The sequence below is a fragment of the Microvirga lotononidis genome, from assembly GCF_034627025.1.
GTDB classification, from domain to species: domain Bacteria; phylum Pseudomonadota; class Alphaproteobacteria; order Rhizobiales; family Beijerinckiaceae; genus Microvirga; species Microvirga lotononidis.
This window is the reverse complement of record NZ_CP141048.1, coordinates 4,737,591-4,757,343: the sequence shown is the minus strand read 5'-3', so window position 1 is coordinate 4,757,343 and position 19,753 is coordinate 4,737,591. Positions and strand designations below refer to the sequence as shown.

The following is a 19,753-nucleotide window of genomic DNA, read 5'->3' as shown; positions in this document are numbered from 1 at the left end:
AGGAGAAGGGCGCCCCGATGACCATGGCGACTGGCCTGGTTGACGCTCCATTAGTGGCGAAAGCGAAGCGTCTTGGTTTCGTTCAGCAGGCATGGGCTCATCGCTCCGATTATCTCTACGTGCTACCCGCGATTGTGGTGATGCTGATCGTGATCGCCTATCCGATCTACTACACCGTGGAGTTGTCGTTTTTTACGACACCGCCTAGCCTCCAGTTGCGCGACAAGGAGTTCGTCGGTATCGACAACTATACACTGATCCTGAGTAGCGACGTGTTCTGGCGCGTTACTGCCAACACATTCATCTGGACACTCGCCTCGACTGCATTTGCTTTCATTCTAGGACTGGGGAGCGCGCTCGCTCTGAACCAGGAGTTTATCGGCCGAGGTGTCCTACGCGCCATCCTCATTATCCCATGGGTCATCAGCGCAGTGGCGGCGTCCTACATCTGGAAATGGATATACCATTCAGATTTTGGCCTGATCGGCGCCGTTTTAGTCGGCCTTGGACTTACCAACCGGCCGCCAAATCTCATCGATAGCGTGGGCACCGTTCTGCCGTCGTTGATCGTCGTTAACGTATGGCGTGAGTTTCCATTCGCGATGATCATGCTGACGGCAGGCCTGCAGACTGTGCCCGATCAACTGCTTCGGGCGGCGAAAGTTGATGGCGCCAGTGCATGGCAGCGTTTCTGGCACGTCACGTTCCCGCATCTTCAAGGTGTGTCCACCGTGACGATCCTGCTGCTCGCTGTCTCGAACTTCAACTCCTTCATCATTCCTTGGATCATGACTGGCGGCGGCCCATCGAATGCGTCTCATATCTGGATCACCCATATCTACGAGCTGGCCTTCGGGCGCCAGAGATGGGGCATAGCGTCGGCCTATTCCGTACTCCTATTCCTCATTCTGATGACCCTGGGCTATTTCTACGTACGTGCACTGACCCGTGGCGAAAAAAGGGAGGGCGTTGCCTGATGTCAACGGCCCGCATTGGCACGACTCGGAGAGGAAAGCCGATCGACGTCTGGCGCTGGATAGGGCGGATCTTTCTCGTTGCCATCCTGCTCTACACAGCGGTGCCAATGGCATGGATGTTGTTGACATCGATAAAGTCCGGCTTCGCTGCCATGCAGTTCCCGCCGCAATGGTTGCCGAAAGAGCCGACACTCGCGAGCTATGAGAAGCTGCTCGATCCAAGTAACAGTGTGGGTCAGGATTTCCTGCGCTTCTTTTGGAACAGTCTTTTTGTGGCGTCCATGACGACGGTGCTCGCCGTCGCCGTAGCCGTCCCTGCGGCCTACGCTTTCTCACGGTTCGACTTTCCAGGGCGTAAGTTCCTGTTCTTCGCGGTCTTGCTGCGCAACATGTTCCCTGCCGTGATCTTCCTCGTGCCGCTCTTCATTCTGATGCGGCTGCTTGGTCTTGTGAACACGCACGGCTCTCTGGTCTTAACCTATCTCACGTTTGGCCTACCGCTCGCGATTTGGCTGCTCAAGGGCTTCTACGACAACATTCCTTACCAACTTGAACAGGCAGCGCGCATCGACGGAGCCACCCGGTTCCAAGCGTTCGTTCTGATCGTCATGCCTCTTTCCGCGCCGGGAATAATCGCCACGGCTATCTATTCCTTCATTGGTGCCTGGAACGAGTACATTTTCGCCTACACGTTCCTCAACAAAAACGAACAGTTAACGCTGCCGGTCGGCATCCAACGCTTCTTCTCTGAAAACACGACTGACTTCCCAGGCCTCATGGCGGCCAGTTTCATGATGAGCGTGCCGGTCGTCGTGCTTTTCCTCCTGCTGCAACGCTACTTTGTGCGCGCCCTCACTGAAGGTGCCGTCAAACATTAGAGGAAAGCTTTCATGGCCCACGTGGTCCTGGAGAATCTCGTTAAGACCTATGGCGCCTTCACGGCCGTCAACAACGTCTCGCTCAAAGTTGAGGACGGCGAGTTTGTTGCGCTGGTCGGCCCGTCGGGATGCGGCAAGACAACTACGCTCAATCTGGTCGCGGGGTTGATTCCGGTTACTTCTGGCGAGATCGCGATCGGGGATCAGATTGTCAACGACATCGACCCGAAGGATCGCAACATTGCGATGGTGTTCCAGAACTACGCGCTATACCCACAAAAATCAGTATACAAGAACTTGGCGTTTCCGCTTCAAATGCGCAAGCTCCCTCGCGATGAGATTGATCGGAAGGTCAGGGAAGCTGCCCGTGTGCTCGACATGACGCACCTGCTCGAGCGAAAGCCGCGGGAGCTATCCGGCGGACAACAGCAGCGCGTGGCGCTTGGCCGGGCACTGGTGCGCGATCCGGCGGTCTTCCTTATGGATGAGCCGCTCTCTAACCTCGATGCCAAGCTGCGCGTGCAGATGCGCTCCGAGATCAAGCGCTTTCACCAGGATCTCAAGGCGACGATCATTTACGTGACGCACGATCAACTCGAAGCCGTTACCATGGCCGACAAGATGGCCGTGATGAACGGCGGTTTCCTGCAGCAGTACGATTCGCCGGCCCAAGTCTTCGCCCATCCGGTCAACATGTTCGTGGCCAGCTTCATCGGAAGCCCGGCGATGAGCCTCATCCCGCTGGAGGCATCGACGGTGAATGGCCAAACGGTATTGACCGGCGCGGAAGGCTGGACCATGGCGCTCTCGCCGCTCAACGCCCGGAAGGTGCAGCGCTCGACCACAAGGAAGATCGTGCTGGGAGCTCGCCACTCCACGATCAAACTGGCCAAGAGTGCGTCTCCGGACGCGATCCCTGCCAAGGCCTACACTGTGGAACCAACCGGAGATGTGACTTTCGTGCAGGTGTCACTGTCGGGGGCTGTCGTTAACATAAGCGTGCCACCCAACGTCGCCATCGCACCGGACGAACAGATCTGGCTTGAGTTCGACCAGGATCGCATCCATCTTTTCGATGGTGCGACCGAGCTGGCCTTGAAGCTCGATTGAGGCGGGTCATTCCGATGCGATCTGAGGCACAGATGACTGCAAAGTTTAAGATCGCTGCAATCATTCCCTACCCAGTCTGGTTCGGGATCCCGAACCAAATGCTCGTGGAGGTCGAAACTGATCAGAGTGTTATCGGCTGGGGCGAAAGTGGCCTGAGTGGACGCGAGAGAGCAGTTGCCGGCGCTATTGAGAATTATCGCGACTTCCTGCGCGGTCGTGATCCGATGCAGATCGGACGAATCTGGCAGGAGATATATCGCAGTCCGTACTTCGAAGGTGGACGCGTGCTGCAGGCTGCGATTTCCGCGATTGACATCGCTCTGCACGATATCAAGGGCAAGATCTTGGGAGTGCCGGTGTGCGATCCGCTCGGCGGCAAGCAGCGCGATCGTGTTCCCACTTTCGCTTCCACCGGGGACGAGGCGGAGGGTGATGTTGCCATCGAGCGCGCTCGCGAGCTAGTTGCACAGGAGTGGCAAACGATCCGCTTCTTCCCGGTCGGGCAGAGCAGCGAGGAGATCTTCGAGCCGCGCGAGTCCACCGGTTCGTCTGCCACAATGCTCAACAGGGCGCGCGAGGAACTGGGCAATGAAGTCGTCCTCGGCATCGATTACCATCACTGCCTCTCGATTGCTGAGGCCGCAAGCTTCTGCAGCAAGCTCGGCCGAGGTATGCTCAATGTCCTGGAGGAGCCGACACGCGACGAAGCGCCCGAGGCCTACGAAGCACTGCGTGGAATAAATGACGTTCCATTTGCCATCGGCGAAGAATTTGTCAGCAAGCAGCAGTTCTTGCCCTATATGGAGCACGGCATCCACCAGTTTAATCGGGTCGACGTTTGCAATGTTGGCGGGCTCACCGAGGCGATGAAGGTGGCTGGCTGGAGCGAAGCGCATTACGTCGATTTGATGCCGCAAAATCCACTCCAACCCGTCTGCACGGCAGCATCGGTACACCTTGCCGCAGCGGTGCCTAACATCGCGTGGCTCGAAACGAAAGCTCCTGAAGCGAAGCTGGGATCCGACAACTCGGACTTCTTCCCGGTCCAGCCGCACCTCGATGGTTCCGATTACCTAGTCAGCGACATCATAGGACTCGGCGTAGAAGTCAACGAGGCTGCGGTTCGGGCACAAAGCCTGCGTTTTTGGGAAGCGCCGCATCTCAGGCGCCGCGACGGATCTGTCACTAACTGGTAACCCATTCGACCGAGAGAACAATGACACAAACATCCGATATCGTACGGCCCGCCAAAGAACTGATCGAGGGACTCAAGGAAATCGGTGCTGCGACCGTCGCCGGTACGCTTGGACACATGGGGTTTCGCAATCCCCACATCGTAGGCCCGGTTGCTCAAAACCCTGGCAAGTCGATCGTCGGCCCGGCTTTGACTCTTCAGTTCCTGCCCCAGCGACCTGATCTTTTCTCTGAAGGCGAGTATGCCGATCCTGAGACGCAGCTGCACCGGCACGTACTGTACCATGTCCAGGAAGGCGATGTCGTCGTAGTGGACGCGCGCGGAGACATGAGTTCAGGGGTCTTCGGTGATATGATGAGTACCTATTTCAAGGGGAGAGGCGGGGCAGGAATTGTCATTGATGGGTGCATGCGCGATCGGCCCAATGTCAAGCAACTTGACCTTCCTCTCTGGTTGCGGGGCTGGACGCCCAATTATCATGTGCAGACAAGTATCTTTCCCAACGCTGTGAATGTTCCCATTGCATGTGGCGGCGTAACAGTGATGCCCGGCGATATCATCGTGGCTGATGACGACGGAGCCGTAGTCGTGCCCGTGACCATGGCGCAAGCGGTAATAGAAGAAGCACAGAAGCATCATGATTGGGAAAAGTTTTCACGGATGAAACTGTTGGAAGGGGCGCCATTGCAGCGGTACTACCCATTGCACCCGGATGCGGATGAGGAGTATCGGGCTTGGCGAGCTTCTCACTCGAATTAGTTCACGCGGACCTCGTCGGCGGCCACTCGAATAGGGTCGTCAAACCGGATCGGCCGAGGCAGAAGTTCGGCAGGGCCACTCTCCAGCGTGCCGAGGGAACCGATGAAGATCACCGACGTCAAGACGGCAGTCGTTGCATACCACGGTCAGGCGACGCTCATCAGGATCGATACTGACATTGGCATTTCGGGATATGGCGAGGCCAACCCCGACGCCGGTGCTGCGGCGATCGTGGGTCTGATCTCCGAGTTGAAACTGGAACTCGTTGGCGAGGATCCTCGTAACGTCGAATCTTGCTGGGAGAAGATCCGACGGAAACACGTTTTTTCCGGCGCACAGTCAGGCATCTTTCTAATTGCGCTAAGCGGCATCGAAATGGCACTTTGGGATCTCGCAGCCAAGGCAGCGGATCAGCCGTTGTACCGCATGTTCGGCGGCAAGTTCCGCGACCGTATCCGCCTCTACGCTGATTGCGGCGATGGAGACGACCCTTCAGGGTCCCCCGAGGGTTGCGCTGTCAGGGCGAGGCGCATGGTTTCGGGGGGTTTCACGGCCCTCAAGTTCGACATCGACGATCTTAAGCATCAAGCCAAGTTCGACCCAGCCAATCACACGATCAACGGCGCAGAACTGCGCTCCATGGTAGAGCGAGTGGCCGCAGTTCGCGATGCAATCGGGCCCGACATCGATTTATGCATCGACCTTCACGCGCGGTACGACGTGCCGAGTGCATGCCGCATTGCCAGCGAGATGGAGCGCTTCAGCTTGCTCTGGCTGGAAGAGCCGATCCCGGCGGAGAATGTCGAAGCGCTGAAGCAGATACGTATGCGCAGCAAGACGCCGATCTGCGTTGGTGAGAATCTTTATCTACGTTGGGGGTTTCGTGAACTTCTCCAGGGCCAGAGCGCCGACGTGGTGATGCCGGACGTTCCGAAGTGCGGGGGACTATCAGAAAGCCGGAAAATTGCGCATCTCGCAGAGATTTACTACATTCCTTTCGCTCCCCATCTGGTGTCCACCCCGCTTGGTACAATGGCTACCTGCCATGTCTGCGGTTCGGTCCCGAACTTCCTCGTTCTTGAGTGGCACGCCCTTGAGGAGCGCGAGCTGTGGGACAGCTACGTCCATGTCCCGAACGGCGGAAGGTCGATTGTCAATGACGGGCATATTGCCCTTCCTGATGCACCGGGAATTGGCGTCGAATTGAACCTCAATGGCGTCCGCAAGCATGCCGTCGCTGGCTATGGCGTATTTGAATAGGGCTTCATGCATGATGGCCCGTCACTCTAATGCCCCGGAGGTCGGCTATGAGACGTTCCGAGTGACGTAGAGAGCCTTTCTGGATGCAGCACTAAAGTTTGTCATCGCGCTCCCATCCCGAAGTAGTCTCCGCGATCGGCAGCTCATAAATCTCAGGCCAGCATCATTGTAGCCGCTATGATTTCCGATACTGAAGCGAGAGCGAAAAGCAAGGGCGCAAGCTGCCCGTCTCTGAGCAGGTTGTGTACTCCTGGCTACTTCTAGCGGTACACTCCGGCCATATCAGGGTAGCGATCACCCGCGGCCGCACCCAGGGGGATTGCTTCAGAGATGTGCAGCACATCCTCTGCCGATAGACGCACTTGCAGGGCGCCCAAGTTTTCGTCCAGCCGCTCGTGTCGCTTCGTGCCGGGGATCGGCACCACATCCGGTCCTTGGGCCAGAAGCCATGCCAACACGAGTTGCGCCGGCGTGCATCCTTTCTCCCGCGCAAGGGCCTCCACGCGGTCGACCAAGGAGCGATTGCGCGCGAAATGCTCCGCCTGAAAGCGGGGATGCTGGGCCCGGCGATCCCCTTTGACTTGGTCCGGATCATGGATTCCGCCTGCGAGAAATCCGCGACCGAGTGGCGAGTAAGCCACAAAGCCGATGCCCAGTTCTCGAGTGGTCTGCAAGGTCTCTTCCGCCTCCTGACGGTAGAGCAGGGAAAACTCCGTCTGGACGGTACTGATCGGATGAACGCTGTGGGCCCGGCGGATGGTTTCCGGCCGAGCTTCCGATAGTCCAAGATAGCGGACTTTGCCCTGCCGCACGAGGTCAGCCATGGCCCCGACCGTCTCTTCGATCTGCACGTGAGGGTCGACACGATGCTGGTAGTAAAGGTCGATGACATCGATATTGAGCCGCCTCAGGCTGGCCTCACAGGCTTGGCGCACGTATTCGGGCCGGCCGTTCACGCCCTGACCCTTCTCGGATCGCACCTGCCCGAACTTGGTAGCAAGAACCACCTCGCTGCGACGCGCGGCGATCGCCCGTCCGACCAACTCCTCGTTTTGGCCCCAGCCGTACATGTCGGCCGTGTCGAGCAGTGTCACGCCTTGGTCGAGGGCATAGCGGATGAGCGATACAGCCTCCTCGTCATTGCTCTGCCCATAGACGCCAGAAAGAGACATGCACCCGAGACCAAGGGCCGACACAAGAGGGCCTGTCCTTCCAAGCTGCCGGGCCTCCATCTGTTTTGGCTGTGTCATGGTTGGGTTCCTTATCTCCACAATCGTCGGAAAGGGACAGGCAGGTGTACCAGGGCGATTGGATGGGAAGTCCTTCGCGTCGTTCGGCTCTAGCGAGCACCCTGACAAGGGTAGGTATGGTCAATTCGTTCTGATCGGCTAAGTTATGTTGATCATCCGGCAGCGATTTCCACCCCCCAGACGCGACATGATCCGAAAATTCGATCCCAATTCATTGGGGTTCCTGGCCCTGGTCGCGCTCTTCGGCGGACTTGCCGCCCTTGGCACGGACATGGCGCTCTCTGGTGTGCCGCACATCGCGTCGGTCTTCTCCGTCTCGCCGAGCACGGTCGGGCTGACCCTGAGCGCCTTCATGGTGGGCTTCGCGGGTTCGCCCTTGGTGTACGGACCGGTGAGTGATCGGTTTGGGCGCAAACCCGTCATTCTGGTTTCAACGGCGATCTACACCCTGGCTGGGCTCGGCTGTGCGTTGTCTCCAAGCTTCGAGACCCTGGTCGTTTGGCGCTTCGTGCAAGGCTGCGGCGCTGGGGCAAGCCGCGCCCTGTCGGCCGCGATCATTCGGGACCTGTTCTCTGGTTCCGCAGGGCGCTCCAAGCAGTCCTACGTTCAGGTGATGCAATTGCTGGCGCCTCTCTCGGCCCCGACCATCGGCTCGGGTCTCCTGCTGCTGTTCCATAACTGGCGCAGCATCTACTTCTTTCTGGCTGCGACCGGAGCTCTCACCTTTGCCCTGATGATGCTGTGCTACGCGGAGTCACATCAGCCCGATGCCCAGAACCGACTGTCCGTTCGGCAACTCGCCGTCAATTATCTACGCGTGTTTACCACGCGGCAGAGCGTCAAATTTCTTCTGGTGCAGACGCTCATGTTTGGCGGCCTGTTCTCTTACGTGACGGGGTCGCCACTCGTCATGATGGAAGTGTACGGGCTCTCGCCGACGTTCTATGGGGCAACTTTTGCTCTGACCGCATCAGGCATCGTGGCCGGAAGCTTCATCAATGGGCGACTGAACGCGCGAGGCGTTGAACCACGATATCCTCTCATCACAGGCTTGGTCATGGGGGCGACATGCGGCGGCGTTCTGCTCGTGCTCACCTCGATCGATGCCTTGCCCCTTTCGGTCCTGCTGCCTTTGGTTGTTCTGGTGTGCCTCTCATTCGGCCTCGTGGGGGGTAATGCTGTTCAACTGGCCCTGGATCCGATGGGCGACATTGCAGGGCTGGCATCCTCCATGCTGTCAGCGAGTTCTCTCGGATTCGGGGCCGCTATGGGTGTCGCTGTGTCGCTTTTCCACAATGGCACGCCACTTTCCACTGTTGCATCAATGACGGCCTGTTCCACTCTTGCGCTTGCCGTCTACCGGGTGCTGTAGGGGCAGAGTTCCGTAGCCGCGCACCAGAGGGCCTTCCGCGCATGATTACCTTTAGGCGTTAAATCAACATTCAACGGTTGACAGGGGAAACGTCGCCTTTTGGCACGACACGGAAGTAAACTAGAGGATGTCCGGAAATTTAAGTGACTGCATGGGCTAATCTCTTGGTCATGAGGCGGCTCATCGCGAGGTAGATCCACGTCTCGGTGGTAGCCGAGAGGCGCTCCCAGTCCTTCGCTAAACGCCGGTTGCGGATCAGCCACGCGAAGGTGCGCTCGACGATCCAACGTTGAGGCAGAATGGAAAAACCGGCTGGCATCTCGGGCGCAGGCTGATCGGCTGACACCCGCACCCAGCGTCGCGGCCGCTTCACGATCAGCGGCGAACTTCGCCTGCAGCGGCCCCTTGGTGCCGCGCCGCCACGTGACCCGCCGCCATGGCGCTGAGGCCAGCATGGCCTCGGCCGAAGCCGCTTCGGCATCCGGGAGCAGCGTCTTGCGCGGGCGTCCGCGCGTGGTCGCCGAGGCGATCATCTGCACATCAGCGGGATAGACCTTCTGAATGCGCACGGTTCCCACCGCCCAGCGCAATCCCAGAGCCGAGAGCGCCTGCCGGAAGGGCGCGCTGATGCCGTAGCCGGCATCGGCCAGCACCGCCCCGAAGCTCACACCCGCTTGCATGACCCGCTGGAGCTCCGCCAATGCGGTCTCGGGCTCGGAGCGCTCCCCCCAGAACGCCTCGGGCACCCCGGCCCGCTGCAGGCGCTCCGGATCCTTAATCCACGTCTCCGGCAGAAACAGTCGCAAGACCAGTGGGACTGGCATCTCATCTTTGGCGAGCGTGAGCGAGACCAAGCTCTGACAATTGGCGTAGTCAAGTTTCTAAACGATCGGCACGCGCATCTCGCGATGTCGCTTCTGAAAGACGCCGCTGTTTTTGAAGAAGTAGCAAGAAGCGGAAATGCGCAGGGTTTGCAGAATGCTCAAACGATTTGGAGGGCAACGCTCTCAGACTGGCGGCGTGACCTGCTCAAGCAATACCGTGATAAGTTCGTTGCACATCGGGCGGAGCCTCATCCGGACAAGTCAGTCCCGGAATTAGATCACCTCATAGCAATCTCAGGGCGTGCCGTGATCATGCTGGCTCAACTCGCAACCGGCGCTGGATATCCAATCGACCAGAAAGAGCTGGACTCGTATGGCTACTACCAAAATGCCCGAGCATTTTGGAGGCCGTGGCTCCCGATCCATCCGCAGTAACCAAGTTCATGGGACGCAGATAGCGGAGTAAGGGCATCTTCTCTTTCGGTGCATTAATCCGGTTCGACCACCTTGGGCGTGGTGTCCTCGACCTTCAAGGCCGTCGTGTTTCTCTGTTTCAAGCTTCCTTTGGACGGCAGTCCGCCAATGCCCTAGTTCCGCGGTATCCTGCGCGAGCCGCTCGTTAGCTATGATCTTCTCCAAGTCGAGTCCCTTTTCATAAGCGGGCTGATGAGCCCGAGCCATCATTTCTTCATTGAATGTCGGCTTAGGGCGGGAATGCGGGCGTTCCCGCGTGGTAGTGGATCGTCGCTGCCTGACCCGCTACAGACTTTGTCACCCGAGTAGGGTGCCGGCTGGCCGCTTTCCCAGGCGGGTCCCTTCTGGTCTCTTGGACCGCGCCTATTAGGTCGCACGAAGCCCCACTTTTCCACTTGGTAGTTTACAGCTAAACGGTTTCTGGCGCGGGCTTGCTCCCCTCCTGCCAAGCCGAGCGCTACCTCGTATCCAATGGAAATAGAATGCATTCCACGCCTGCCCCCAAGCACCCGCAGCACGACGACCACGACGACATTGTCTATCCCCAAACGATTCCCTTCATCCTCGTTCATCTGGCGTGCTTTGCCGCCATCTGGACCGGTGTGACTTGGGAGGCGGTCACCATTGCGGTCAGCCTCTATTGGCTGCGGATGTTCGGGATCACCGCCGGGTATCACCGCTACTTCTCACACCGTTCCTTTGCCACCGGCCGCGTGTTCCAGTTTATTCTGGCGTGCCTTGCTCAGAGCACCGCTCAGAAGAGCGTGCTGTGGTGGGCTGCCAAGCACCGGCATCATCATCTGTTCTCGGATACCGAACACGACGTGCATTCGCCGCGACACGCGGGCTTTCTCTCTGCCCATGTGCGCTGGATCTTTATCCCTAAGCACGAGAAGGCTGATCTGGTGAAAGTCGGCGACTTCACCAAGTACCCGGAGCTGATGTGGCTGCATAAGTACGAGCTCGTGCCCGCTGTCGTCCTCGCCGGGATCACCTACCTAATCGCCGGCTGGTCGGGTCTTATTGTGGGCTTCTTCTGGAGCACGGTGGTGGTCTATCACGCCACCTTCTGCATCAACTCTCTCGCTCATGTGCACGGGTCCAAGCGCTACGTGACCGGCGACGACTCCCGCAACAACTGGCTGCTCGCCTTCTTCACAATGGGCGAGGGCTGGCACAACAACCATCATGCCTATCAGGCCAGCGTGCGCCAGGGCTTCCGCTGGTGGGAGATCGATCCGACCTTCTACATCATCAAGGCGCTGTCCTGTCTCGGCATCGTGTGGGATCTCAAGAGCCCACCCGAGGCGGTGCTCAGGAACGAGCAGAGGCTCGGCTCACGGGTGATCGACCGCGCCGCGAAGGATGTCGTGGCCACGTTCAACGTGGAGAGCATCTCGGCCAAATTGAGCCATGCCCTAGAAACGACCCCTGGTCTTGCTGACCTGCGGGTGAGGCTGGCCGCCGCCCAGCACAGAGCGCACGAAGTGCTGGCCCACGTGCATCTGCCACATGTTCCCACGCGGGATGAGATCTGGGATCGCGCATCGACCATGTTCGTGAAAACCCGGTCCCTGGACGAGATCGTCGAACGGGCCCACCGCCTGATCCTGGAATCGGTGGGCACCCGGCTGGTCACCACAATCGGGTGATGGACCAAACGAGAGGAGGGAGACCTCATGCTTCCTTCTCTCATTCAGAGCCTTGGCACCCGCAATCGGGAAATGTCTCCTCCTGGCACGAGACAGACGAAAGCCGAACTTCCGCAGTCACAGGATAGCCGGACCTTCATTTAATTGCTGTTCGTTACTCTTTGATCCTCAGCCGACCTTCAGCAGCCTGTCAGGGCGACGGTTTGGAACAACGGCAAAGATGGTTGGTTGGCAGAGTTTGGTCCACTTGCTCCTGCGGATATGCCGACCAGCCAGCCCTCAAAGGCCGATCTTAACCGCACACTGGGGCGGGTGCGCCAGCACGAGACCATCCTGGTCGAGTTCGCCCGCGTCTCGGCCGAGAGCACCGATCTTCAGCGCCTGCTCGACATCGCCTGCCAGCATGCCGCCCGGGCCACCGGCGTCGATCACGCCAAGGTCATGCAGTATCGCAGTGACAAGGGCGACCTGCTGATGATCGCCGGCAAGGGCTGGAAACCCGGCGCGGTCGGGCACGCGCGGCTTGGTGCCGACATGCTCTCACCTCCCGGCCGTGCCTACCAGACCCGCGAGGCCATCAGCAGCGGATCGATCAACGACGATCCAGACCTCCGCTACTCCTCGCTCCTGAAGGACCACGGCATCGTCTCGCTCCTCAATGCTCCGATTGCTGTCGACGGCGTGGTCTGGGGCGTCCTGGAGGTCGATTCCACCACGCCCGATGCTTTCGACGAGGACGACCAGCGCTTCCTGGTGGCGTTCTCGCTCGTCCTGGCCCTGGCGGTCCGGCATCGGCAGGGCCAGTCCGAGCGCGAGCGCAAGGCCGAGGAGATGGGCCGCCGGCTGGCCCAGGCCGAGACCTACATGCAGGAGCAGAACCACCGGGTCCGCAACTACTTCCAGATGATCCTCTCGATCCTGGGCAGCCGCAGCCGCCGGGCGGCCAGTGGTCAGGCCCGCACGGAGCTCGAAGAGGTGATGGAGCGGGTGACCGCCATCGGCCTCGCCCATGACCTGCTCACGGTGGAGAGCGGTCAAAGCGTGCTCGATGCCGCCACCTATCTCGATGCGCTCTGCCTCGGCATCGAGCGCGGCATGACCGATGAGCTGCGGATCGAGCGCGATCTCGAACCCGTCCAGCTCCGGCCAGACCGGGCAGTGCCGCTCGGGCTGATCCTGAACGAGCTGGTGACGAACTGCATCAAGTATGCCGTGAAGGAGCAGCCTGACGCCTTCATCAAGGTTCGGTTCCGCTCGGACTTGGGAACGTCCGAGGCGCTGCTGAGCGTGCAGGACAACGGGCCGGGCATGGGCGAACTGCGGCCAGGCAGCTTAGGATTACGGCTCGTCCGCTCGCTCGCAGGCCAGCTCAGCGGGCGCATCAACATCGACAGCTCGGCGTCCGGAACGGAGGTGACGCTGATCTTCCCAATGATCGAATGACGAGCATCGGCCGCTGGGATTCTGATCGTCGGAGACGTCGCCTCAGGGCACGAGGTTGACGAAGGCCGAAGTTCCGTCGGCATAGAGTAAGCTGACCTTCACACGACCAAGCTGAAGGGCAGTCCGTGACCCAAACCAGCCATTCGAGATCGAGACGGAGCTCTTGTCTGCATTCAGAGGGACCAGTCCGCTCTTGAACTCGGAACGCCTTCACGGGAATGTGGCGGGTATGCCGCTATCGTCTCGGTAGTTGTTTCCGCCTTCCTAGGGTTTCACCTGAGCAACGCGTTCCCTTGGACGGACGTTGTCCCCAAAGGTCAAAGCCGATGCCGGGAACATCTCATGCGCCATCTCATCCTACTCTGTGCCTCGATCGTGCCGATGTTGGCCTTCGTGGCCAATGAGGCCTTTGCCCAGCGACGGTTCGGCGGTGGCGGCTTCCATGGTGGGGGCATTCGGGCCGGAGGGTTCGGCGGCGGCGGCTTCCGGCCAGCCATCCGCCCGGGGTTCCGTCCCGGCGGCGTCGCGCCCGGCCGCTTCGGTCCCGGCTACCGTCCTGGCTTCGTCCCCGGCCGCACCCGCTGGCAGGTCGGTCCCGACCGCCGCTGGGGGCCCAGCTGGCGGCCCTCTCCGTACCGTCCGTACCCTTACCGCCGCGGCTGGGTGGGACCTGCCTATTGGGGGCCAGGGTACTACCCGTACGGCTACTACGGCGGCTGGGGCTGGGGCGCTGCCGGACTTGCGACCGGCGTTGCCATCGGGGCGGCCGCGGCATCGACGTACCCGGCCTATGCGACCCCGGTTCCCACGGGGTCGGGCGGATACTGCGCCACGCCCGTCCGGACCTGCGCCCTCACGAGCCGGGCACCGCTCGGCACGGGTTGCTCGTGCCGCGTGTCGGGCGGCCGGGGGCGCGGCGGCGTCGTCGGTCCGTAGCCGCACCTTGCACGGATCGGCCTTTCCCGAACGCGACGGCACTTTCCGCCGGGGATCTGCGGGTTTCACCTGATTGGCAGCACCTCCACGGACGGGCGAGGATGCTGCCGGATGGCGACGGGCAAGCCCAACGGGAAAGCGGAGAATGGTCCTGGACTACGTGGCGCTCGGCATCCTGGTCTTCGTCGTCCTCACCCTGTTCTACGCGATCATCGCGATCCACGACATCCCGTACCAGATCGCGAAACGGCGCGATCACCCGCACCAGGACGCGATCAACGCGGCCGGTTGGGTCAGCCTGTTGACCCTGCACGCGCTCTGGCCGTTCCTGTGGATCTGGGCGATGGCCTACAGGCCCGAGCGCGGCTGGGGCTTCGGCGGATCGGTCGCTCGGCAGGAGATCGATGACATCAGGCAGCGCATCGACCGTATCGAGGCGTTGACCCGCGACAAGGGCTCTGCCTGATGGAGACCCTGCTCGTCCTGACCTATGCCGCAATCTGCTACGCGGCCTTCCGCATCTTCAGGGTCCCGGCCAACAAGTGGACGGTGCCCACTGCCTTCATCGGCGGCGTCATCCTCGTCGGGCTCATCCTGCTGGGGATGAATTACAATGTTGCGGATGCGGAGTTGGCAGAACTACGTGTTCCTGTAGGCCATGAGCCGTCTGCCGATGGGACGGGCGACAGCCTGACTTACTGCGGCTCTCCGACCCGCGGCGGGAGTGCAGCGCCGGGTAAGGTATCGTTGCCCTGGACGGGGGCGTCATAGACCTGTGACGCCACGTAATTCGGCTCGCGGACAATCGGATCGGCACCCGACATGCAGCCGGCGGCAGCCAGCGTCGCGACAAGGAGAACAAGCACTTTCATCGAAACCTCGCGGAGAACGACACGACTGCACCTTCCCACGCGGGCCGCCCCTCGGCCATCCGATGAAACCCCGAGCCGAAGCCGGGCAATTCCGGAGGCGTTCGGCCGGTATCATCCACGCCAGACGCTTCCGCTGCGTAACCTTGGGAGTTCATTCAAGGTTTAACCCATGTTAACCTCCCAGCCGAATGCGGCGCCGGATGGGGCGGAGCGTCCCATCGCCGCTTCGGCCGGGAGGCGTGTCATGCATGGCGTGAACCCCATCGGACGGCATGCCCAGGCCGAGCCCCGTCCACGGGGCCTTGCACGCTGGGTGGTCGGCGCGGTCGCGGGCACGGCGGTGCTGTCGTTCCTGGTTGCCGCCGCCGCCCTGTCCTGGCAGGCCCTGCACGAGCGGCACGACCTGCTCCACCGGGGACTGACGGCCTCGGCCATGGCCGTCGCGCTTATCGAGCGCGAGACGCAGGCCCTCGGCAACACCCTGCGGGGCCTGTCGCGGTCACCCCTGCTCGAGGCGGACGATCTCGCGGCCTTCCAGCGCCAGCTCATGGCGACGCCGCGCCCGGACGGCTCCCGCTTCATCCTCTGGACCTCCGGGGGACAGCTCCTCAACACCGGCGTTCCGTTCGGCGGGGCGCTGCCCCCGCTGCCGGCTGCGCCGGACCCGGCGGAACGCCTGGCGAAGTTCCCGCCTGCGGACGCGATCCTGTCGGAACGGCTCCGAAGCGCGTTCGACGGCCGGAATGTCGTAGCCGTGAGCCTGCGGCTCGACACCCAGGCGGGCCACGCCGAGCGGGCCCTCACAGTGGTTGTGCCCGAGGAGCATCTCGTCAGAGCCGCGCGGGATCCCGACCTGCCGGATGGTTGGACGACAGTGATCCTCGACCGCAGGCTCCAGCCGCTGGAGGGGCTCCTCCCGTCCCCCCAGCCCGCCCTTCGAACCGTGCCGCGGGACGTCATGGCCCGGCTGTCGGGGCCGGATCGCAATGGGCATCTCGTCGCTGACGGCCCGGATGGGCCCGTGCTTGCCGCGTTCAGCCGGGCCGATGCCTCCGGTTACGCCGCGGTCTCGCTCGCCCCGGTCGCCCTCGTGGGCGGTCCGATGCGGACAGCCCTTTTCCGGATCGCGCTGGCCGGGGCCGTGCTGCTCCTCGTCGGGGTCGCATCGGCCGCCGTGCTGATGCGGCGCGGCGGTCCGGTCGACGCCCTCAGGCTCGATGCGGAGACCAGCCGCGGCGAGCTCGTTGCCGCCAATGCCCGCCTGAACGCGATCCTCGGGAGCGTGAGCGACTGCTACTTCACCCTCGACCGGACATACCGGATCGGGGAAATCAATGCGGCGGCGATGCGCTGGTTCGACCTGCCGCGGATGGAGGTGATCGGCCGCTCCTACTTCGACCTCGTCGGGCACCATCCGGACTTCGACGGGGCCCTGGAGCAGGCCATCGTGCACCGGCGGGAGTTCCGGGCCGAACTGCGGTCGACCTACCATCCCGGCCGCTTCGTCGACTACCGCGTCTATCCGTCGGCGGAGGGCGCCAGTGTCTTCTTCGGCGACGTGACGGAGCGCCACGCCGCACACTTGGCGATCCGCGAGGAGCGCGAGCTCCTGCAATCCTCACTCGACGCGCTGGCCGCGCACGTCGCCTTCCTCGACGAGCGCGGCACGATCATCGCGGTCAACGCGGCCTGGCGGCGGTTCGCCCGGGACAACGGGTTCGCCGATCCGGCGCACGGGATCGGGTCGAGTTACCTCGCCGCCTGTGCCGCCGAGGAGCCGATCGTCCGGGGCATGGAAGCCCTCGTCGCCGGCACCGAGACGCAGTTCCGCACCGTCTACCGGTGCGATGCCCCGGATCGCCATCGCTGGTTCCAGCTCCGGGCAAACCGCTTCCTCGCGGGCGGCAAGGTCCGCATCATCGTGGCGCACGAGGACATCACCGACGTGATCGATGCGCGGGTGGCGATGGGTGAGATGTCGGAGCGGCTGATCACCCTCCAGGAGGAGGAGCGCCAGCGCATCGCGGCGGAGCTGCACGATTCCACGGCGCAGCACCTCGTGGCGGCGGGCCTTCACCTCATGCACGTCGACCGCTTCGTCGAGCGCTCGGCCGGCAAGCGGATCATCGACGAGATCGACCGTTCCCTGGAGACAGCCCTAAAGGAGCTTCGGGTTTTCACCTACCTGCTGCACCCGCGCGAGCTCGAGGCCGAGGGTCTCGCAGGCGCCGTGCGCTCGTTCGCGGCCGGCTTCTCCGACCGGACATCGCTCCCCGTCGCGGTGCGGGTCGCCGAGCGGACCGACGGACTTCCGCTCGATCTTCAGCGGACGCTGCTGCGCATCGCGCAGGAGGCCCTGACCAACGCGCACCGTCACGCCGGAGCCAGCCGGGTCGTCATCGCCCTGCGCAGGACATTCCGGGGCGTGATCCTGAGCATCGGCGACGACGGACGCGGCATGCGGCGGCCATCGCCCTCCGGCCATCAGACCCTCGGCGTCGGCATTCCCGGCATGCGCATCCGGCTGCACCAGTTCGGCGGCAGCCTGCGCATCCGGAGCGGTCGGCACGGTACGGTCGTGCGGGCCTTCATCCCGCATAACGGCCGGGGCACGGGCATGTGGGGCGGAACCTGAGCACTGGCCCGACATTCGGGACCTACGGGCCCTCCCGTGTTTTCCGGTCGCGTTTCAGGGTTTACCCCAAGTGCCAAGGCGGCCGTTTCGCGCTATTGAGACAGGCTTCAGGGAGGCAACGGGGCCATGGTGCGCATCCTGATCGCCGATGACCACGACGTGGTCCGTTCCGGGCTCCAGGCCATCCTGGGCAGCCAGCCGGGCTGGGAGGTCGTCGCCGAGGCCGAGAACGGACGCCAGGCCGTCGACCTCGCCGGGCAGACCCAGCCGGACGTGGCCATCCTCGACTACCAGCTTCCCCTGCTCAATGGCGTCGACGCCACCCGAGAGATCCGTGCCTTCCAGCCGCAGACCGAGGTGCTGATCTTCACCATGCACGAGAGCGAGCCCCTCGTGCGCGAACTGCTCGAGGCGGGCGCGCGCGGCTACCTGCTCAAGTCGGATGCGCGCAGGTTCCTCATCGCGGCCGTGGAATCGCTGTCGCACCACAAGCCGTTCTTCACGGGAAAGATCTCCGAGACCCTCCTGAATGCCTATCTCGCCCATGGCCATGCGAGTGACGGCACCCTGACGACACGGGAGCGGGGCGTGGTCCAGCTCATCGCCGAGGGCCACAGCAACAAGGAGGTTGCCCAGATTCTCGGCGTCAACCTGAAGACCGTGGAGAGCCACCGCGCCTCGGCCATGCGCAAGGTCAACGTCAACTCGACGGCCACCCTGGTGCGCTACGCGGTCCGCAACAAGCTCGTCGAGCCGTAATCAGCATTCCGAGGCGATCCTAGGGTTTCTTCCCAGGGAATTCAGGGTTTTCCCCAATTGCGGAAGCGCACCTGAGAAAAGAAGCTCAGGAAGTGCCAACAGCGATGGGAGACGGTCCGATGACGGCATCCACCAGGACGATGGGCTCCCTCCTGCTGGCGGCAGTGCTGCTCGGCGGCACGGGTAGCCCGGCCGGAGCCGCCTCGCTGTCCGAGCTCCAGGGCGCATGGGTCATCAACTCGGCGCAGTGCTCCGACGTGTTCACGAAGAGGAGCGGTCGTTTCGCATTCCGACCCGGCAAGAGGAATGCCGACACCAGCTTCATCATCAACGGCAGCCGCATCCAGGGGGCGCGGGCGACGTGCACGCTGGCCTCCGAGAAGCAGACGGCGGATGGATTGAAGGCCGTCCTCGACTGCTCGAGCCGGATGATGGTCGGCGCGCTCCCGGTCACGTTCCGCACTCCCGGCCCGAACACGATCGTCAAGTTCGATCCGGACTTCCCGGACCTGACCGCGACCTTCACCCGCTGCAACTGACAGGGTGAGGAAATCGGCCATCATGCGGCACCCGATGACCGCGGCACCAGCCCTAGCACTCGTGTCCTGCCTGTGCACGGCATCGGCAGGCGCGCAGGAGGGCAATGGCCAGAACGAGGCCAACAACCCGCTCACGCCGAAGACCACCATCAATCTCCAGGACTACTTCATCCCCTCGTTCAAGGGACTGCCCGGGCGCGATGCCAACCAGTTCCTGCTGCGCGGCCTGATCCCGCACAAGCTGTTCGGCGCGCCGCAACTCTTCCGGTTCACCCTGCCGATCGCCAACGCACCGACATTCCCGACAGGCAGCGACACCGGGCTCGGCGACCTGACGCTGATGGACCTGTTCGTGATCCCCGGCAAGGGCATCGAGTTCGGCATCGGGCCGATGCTGGTCGCGCCGACGGCCAGCTCCGATGCGCTCGGCGCCGGCAAGTGGCAGGCCGGTGCCGCCGGCATCGCGATCGCGCCGCAGCACTGGGGACTGATCGGCGGCCTCGCCACCTACCAGCAGTCGTTCGCGGGCGACGACGACCGCGAGGACGTCAAGCTCCTCACGTTCCAACCGCTCCTGCTCTACAACCTGCCCGAGGGCTTCTACCTGCGCTCGACGGCGACCTGGAGCTTCTCGTTCGAGAACCACGTCCACTACATCCCGGTCGGCTTCGGCGCCGGCAAGGTCTGGCAGCTCGGCAAGACCACGGTCAACGCCTTCCTTGAGCCGCAATACACCGTCTGGCGCCACGGCGATGGCGTGCCGCGGTGGCAGCTCTTCGGCGGGGGCAACCTCCAGTTCGCGCTCAACTGACAGCACC

The 19,753-nt window shown here is 62.3% G+C and carries 18 protein-coding genes and 2 pseudogenes; 16 read left to right on the top strand and 4 right to left on the bottom strand.

Annotation, left to right across the window (positions count from 1 at the left end):
- The first annotated feature begins 17 nt into the window (after positions 1–17).
- The 6 genes from U0023_RS22390 to U0023_RS22365 all read left to right on the top strand — a co-directional run bounded on the left by U0023_RS22390 (position 18) and on the right by U0023_RS22365 (position 6,179).
- Complete coding sequence (locus U0023_RS22390) at positions 18–977, top strand: carbohydrate ABC transporter permease (RefSeq protein WP_009493766.1); 960 nt, start codon at positions 18–20, stop codon at positions 975–977.
- Entirely contained in the window at positions 977–1,855 is an 879-nt protein-coding gene (locus tag U0023_RS22385; protein ID WP_009493767.1) for a carbohydrate ABC transporter permease, read from the top strand. The genes U0023_RS22390 and U0023_RS22385 overlap by 1 nt, the downstream gene beginning before the upstream one ends.
- Before the next feature lie 12 nt (positions 1,856–1,867).
- Positions 1,868–2,965, top strand: coding sequence for an ABC transporter ATP-binding protein (locus tag U0023_RS22380; RefSeq protein ID WP_009493768.1), 1,098 nt, complete (start codon positions 1,868–1,870; stop codon positions 2,963–2,965).
- Between the two features lie 32 nt (positions 2,966–2,997).
- Positions 2,998–4,161 carry a mandelate racemase/muconate lactonizing enzyme family protein gene (locus tag U0023_RS22375; protein ID WP_009493770.1) on the top strand — a complete coding sequence of 388 codons (1,164 nt, stop codon included), beginning with the start codon at positions 2,998–3,000 and terminating at the stop codon, positions 4,159–4,161.
- A 20-nt stretch (positions 4,162–4,181) separates the two neighbouring features.
- The gene (locus tag U0023_RS22370) at positions 4,182–4,919 is read left to right on the top strand and encodes a ribonuclease activity regulator RraA (RefSeq protein ID WP_009493772.1); all 738 of its coding nucleotides are present in this window, start codon (positions 4,182–4,184) and stop codon (positions 4,917–4,919) included.
- 102 nt (positions 4,920–5,021) lie between these two features.
- Positions 5,022–6,179: a mandelate racemase/muconate lactonizing enzyme family protein gene (locus U0023_RS22365; RefSeq protein WP_009493774.1), complete on the top strand. Its 1,158-nt coding sequence runs from the start codon at positions 5,022–5,024 to the stop codon at positions 6,177–6,179.
- 260 nt (positions 6,180–6,439) lie between these two features.
- Here the strand turns inward: U0023_RS22365 and U0023_RS22360 are convergent, their stop codons facing one another.
- Positions 6,440–7,429 carry an aldo/keto reductase gene (locus U0023_RS22360; RefSeq protein ID WP_009493779.1) on the bottom strand — a complete coding sequence of 330 codons (990 nt, stop codon included), beginning with the start codon at positions 7,427–7,429 and terminating at the stop codon, positions 6,440–6,442.
- Positions 7,430–7,616: 187 nt separating this feature from the next.
- Between U0023_RS22360 and U0023_RS22355 the strand changes: the two genes are divergently transcribed.
- Positions 7,617–8,801 (top strand): multidrug effflux MFS transporter, encoded by a 1,185-nt coding sequence (locus U0023_RS22355; RefSeq protein WP_009493781.1) that lies wholly within the window; start codon positions 7,617–7,619, stop codon positions 8,799–8,801.
- Between the two features lie 139 nt (positions 8,802–8,940).
- On the opposite strand, the pseudogene U0023_RS22350 reads toward U0023_RS22355, so the two are convergent.
- Together U0023_RS22350 and U0023_RS22345 are read right to left on the bottom strand one after the other, a co-directional pair.
- Positions 8,941–9,111: pseudogene (locus tag U0023_RS22350) on the bottom strand (transposase); the annotation flags it as partial.
- Between the two features lie 61 nt (positions 9,112–9,172).
- Positions 9,173–9,670 (bottom strand): annotated as a pseudogene (locus U0023_RS22345) (transposase); the annotation flags it as partial.
- A gap of 39 nt (positions 9,671–9,709) precedes the next feature.
- On the opposite strand from U0023_RS22345, the gene U0023_RS22340 reads away from it, so the two are divergent.
- The 5 genes from U0023_RS22340 to U0023_RS22320 all read left to right on the top strand — a co-directional run bounded on the left by U0023_RS22340 (position 9,710) and on the right by U0023_RS22320 (position 14,596).
- A complete protein-coding gene (locus U0023_RS22340) occupies positions 9,710–10,060 on the top strand; it encodes a hypothetical protein (RefSeq protein WP_040639290.1) in 351 nt (116 codons plus the stop codon).
- A gap of 521 nt (positions 10,061–10,581) precedes the next feature.
- Complete coding sequence (locus tag U0023_RS22335; RefSeq protein WP_009493783.1) at positions 10,582–11,751, top strand: acyl-CoA desaturase; 1,170 nt, start codon at positions 10,582–10,584, stop codon at positions 11,749–11,751.
- Positions 11,752–11,979: 228 nt separating this feature from the next.
- Positions 11,980–13,194: a sensor histidine kinase gene (locus U0023_RS22330; RefSeq protein WP_154661267.1), complete on the top strand. Its 1,215-nt coding sequence runs from the start codon at positions 11,980–11,982 to the stop codon at positions 13,192–13,194.
- A 342-nt stretch (positions 13,195–13,536) separates the two neighbouring features.
- Entirely contained in the window at positions 13,537–14,130 is a 594-nt protein-coding gene (locus U0023_RS22325) for a hypothetical protein (protein ID WP_009493786.1), read from the top strand.
- A gap of 145 nt (positions 14,131–14,275) precedes the next feature.
- On the top strand, positions 14,276–14,596 hold the full coding sequence (locus U0023_RS22320) for a DUF3302 domain-containing protein (RefSeq protein ID WP_009493788.1): 321 nt from the start codon (positions 14,276–14,278) through the stop codon (positions 14,594–14,596).
- Positions 14,597–14,825: 229 nt separating this feature from the next.
- On the opposite strand, the gene U0023_RS22315 is transcribed toward U0023_RS22320, so the two are convergent.
- Positions 14,826–15,002, bottom strand: a complete 177-nt coding sequence (locus U0023_RS22315; RefSeq protein ID WP_009493793.1) for a hypothetical protein — start codon at positions 15,000–15,002, stop codon at positions 14,826–14,828.
- A 169-nt stretch (positions 15,003–15,171) separates the two neighbouring features.
- Here U0023_RS22315 and U0023_RS22310 point away from each other — a divergent pair, with 169 nt between their 5' ends.
- The 4 genes from U0023_RS22310 (at position 15,172) to U0023_RS22295 (ending at position 19,746) form a co-directional block, all read left to right on the top strand.
- Positions 15,172–17,637 (top strand): PAS domain-containing sensor histidine kinase, encoded by a 2,466-nt coding sequence (locus U0023_RS22310; protein WP_085985178.1) that lies wholly within the window; start codon positions 15,172–15,174, stop codon positions 17,635–17,637.
- 126 nt (positions 17,638–17,763) lie between these two features.
- Positions 17,764–18,396, top strand: a complete 633-nt coding sequence (locus U0023_RS22305; protein WP_009493798.1) for a response regulator — start codon at positions 17,764–17,766, stop codon at positions 18,394–18,396.
- Between the two features lie 119 nt (positions 18,397–18,515).
- Entirely contained in the window at positions 18,516–18,935 is a 420-nt protein-coding gene (locus tag U0023_RS22300) for a hypothetical protein (protein ID WP_009493800.1), read from the top strand.
- Positions 18,936–18,957: 22 nt separating this feature from the next.
- On the top strand, positions 18,958–19,746 hold the full coding sequence (locus U0023_RS22295; RefSeq protein WP_009493802.1) for a hypothetical protein: 789 nt from the start codon (positions 18,958–18,960) through the stop codon (positions 19,744–19,746).
- Positions 19,747–19,753: the final 7 nt, after the last annotated feature.

What these genes read in the sequence shown, in the direction of transcription:
- U0023_RS22390 (WP_009493766.1), top strand. Translation starts at nt 18, where the DNA reads ATGACCATGGCGACTGGCCTGGTTGACGCTCCATTAGTGGCGAAAGCG.
- U0023_RS22385 (WP_009493767.1), top strand. Translation starts at nt 977, where the DNA reads ATGTCAACGGCCCGCATTGGCACGACTCGGAGAGGAAAGCCGATCGAC.
- U0023_RS22380 (WP_009493768.1), top strand. Translation starts at nt 1,868, where the DNA reads ATGGCCCACGTGGTCCTGGAGAATCTCGTTAAGACCTATGGCGCCTTC.
- U0023_RS22375 (WP_009493770.1), top strand. Translation starts at nt 2,998, where the DNA reads ATGACTGCAAAGTTTAAGATCGCTGCAATCATTCCCTACCCAGTCTGG.
- U0023_RS22370 (WP_009493772.1), top strand. Translation starts at nt 4,182, where the DNA reads ATGACACAAACATCCGATATCGTACGGCCCGCCAAAGAACTGATCGAG.
- U0023_RS22365 (WP_009493774.1), top strand. Translation starts at nt 5,022, where the DNA reads ATGAAGATCACCGACGTCAAGACGGCAGTCGTTGCATACCACGGTCAG.
- U0023_RS22360 (WP_009493779.1), bottom strand. Translation starts at nt 7,429, where the DNA reads ATGACACAGCCAAAACAGATGGAGGCCCGGCAGCTTGGAAGGACAGGC.
- U0023_RS22355 (WP_009493781.1), top strand. Translation starts at nt 7,617, where the DNA reads ATGATCCGAAAATTCGATCCCAATTCATTGGGGTTCCTGGCCCTGGTC.
- U0023_RS22340 (WP_040639290.1), top strand. Translation starts at nt 9,710, where the DNA reads ATGTCGCTTCTGAAAGACGCCGCTGTTTTTGAAGAAGTAGCAAGAAGC.
- U0023_RS22335 (WP_009493783.1), top strand. Translation starts at nt 10,582, where the DNA reads ATGCATTCCACGCCTGCCCCCAAGCACCCGCAGCACGACGACCACGAC.
- U0023_RS22325 (WP_009493786.1), top strand. Translation starts at nt 13,537, where the DNA reads ATGCGCCATCTCATCCTACTCTGTGCCTCGATCGTGCCGATGTTGGCC.
- U0023_RS22320 (WP_009493788.1), top strand. Translation starts at nt 14,276, where the DNA reads ATGGTCCTGGACTACGTGGCGCTCGGCATCCTGGTCTTCGTCGTCCTC.
- U0023_RS22315 (WP_009493793.1), bottom strand. Translation starts at nt 15,002, where the DNA reads ATGAAAGTGCTTGTTCTCCTTGTCGCGACGCTGGCTGCCGCCGGCTGC.
- U0023_RS22310 (WP_085985178.1), top strand. Translation starts at nt 15,172, where the DNA reads ATGTTAACCTCCCAGCCGAATGCGGCGCCGGATGGGGCGGAGCGTCCC.
- U0023_RS22305 (WP_009493798.1), top strand. Translation starts at nt 17,764, where the DNA reads ATGGTGCGCATCCTGATCGCCGATGACCACGACGTGGTCCGTTCCGGG.
- U0023_RS22300 (WP_009493800.1), top strand. Translation starts at nt 18,516, where the DNA reads ATGACGGCATCCACCAGGACGATGGGCTCCCTCCTGCTGGCGGCAGTG.
- U0023_RS22295 (WP_009493802.1), top strand. Translation starts at nt 18,958, where the DNA reads ATGCGGCACCCGATGACCGCGGCACCAGCCCTAGCACTCGTGTCCTGC.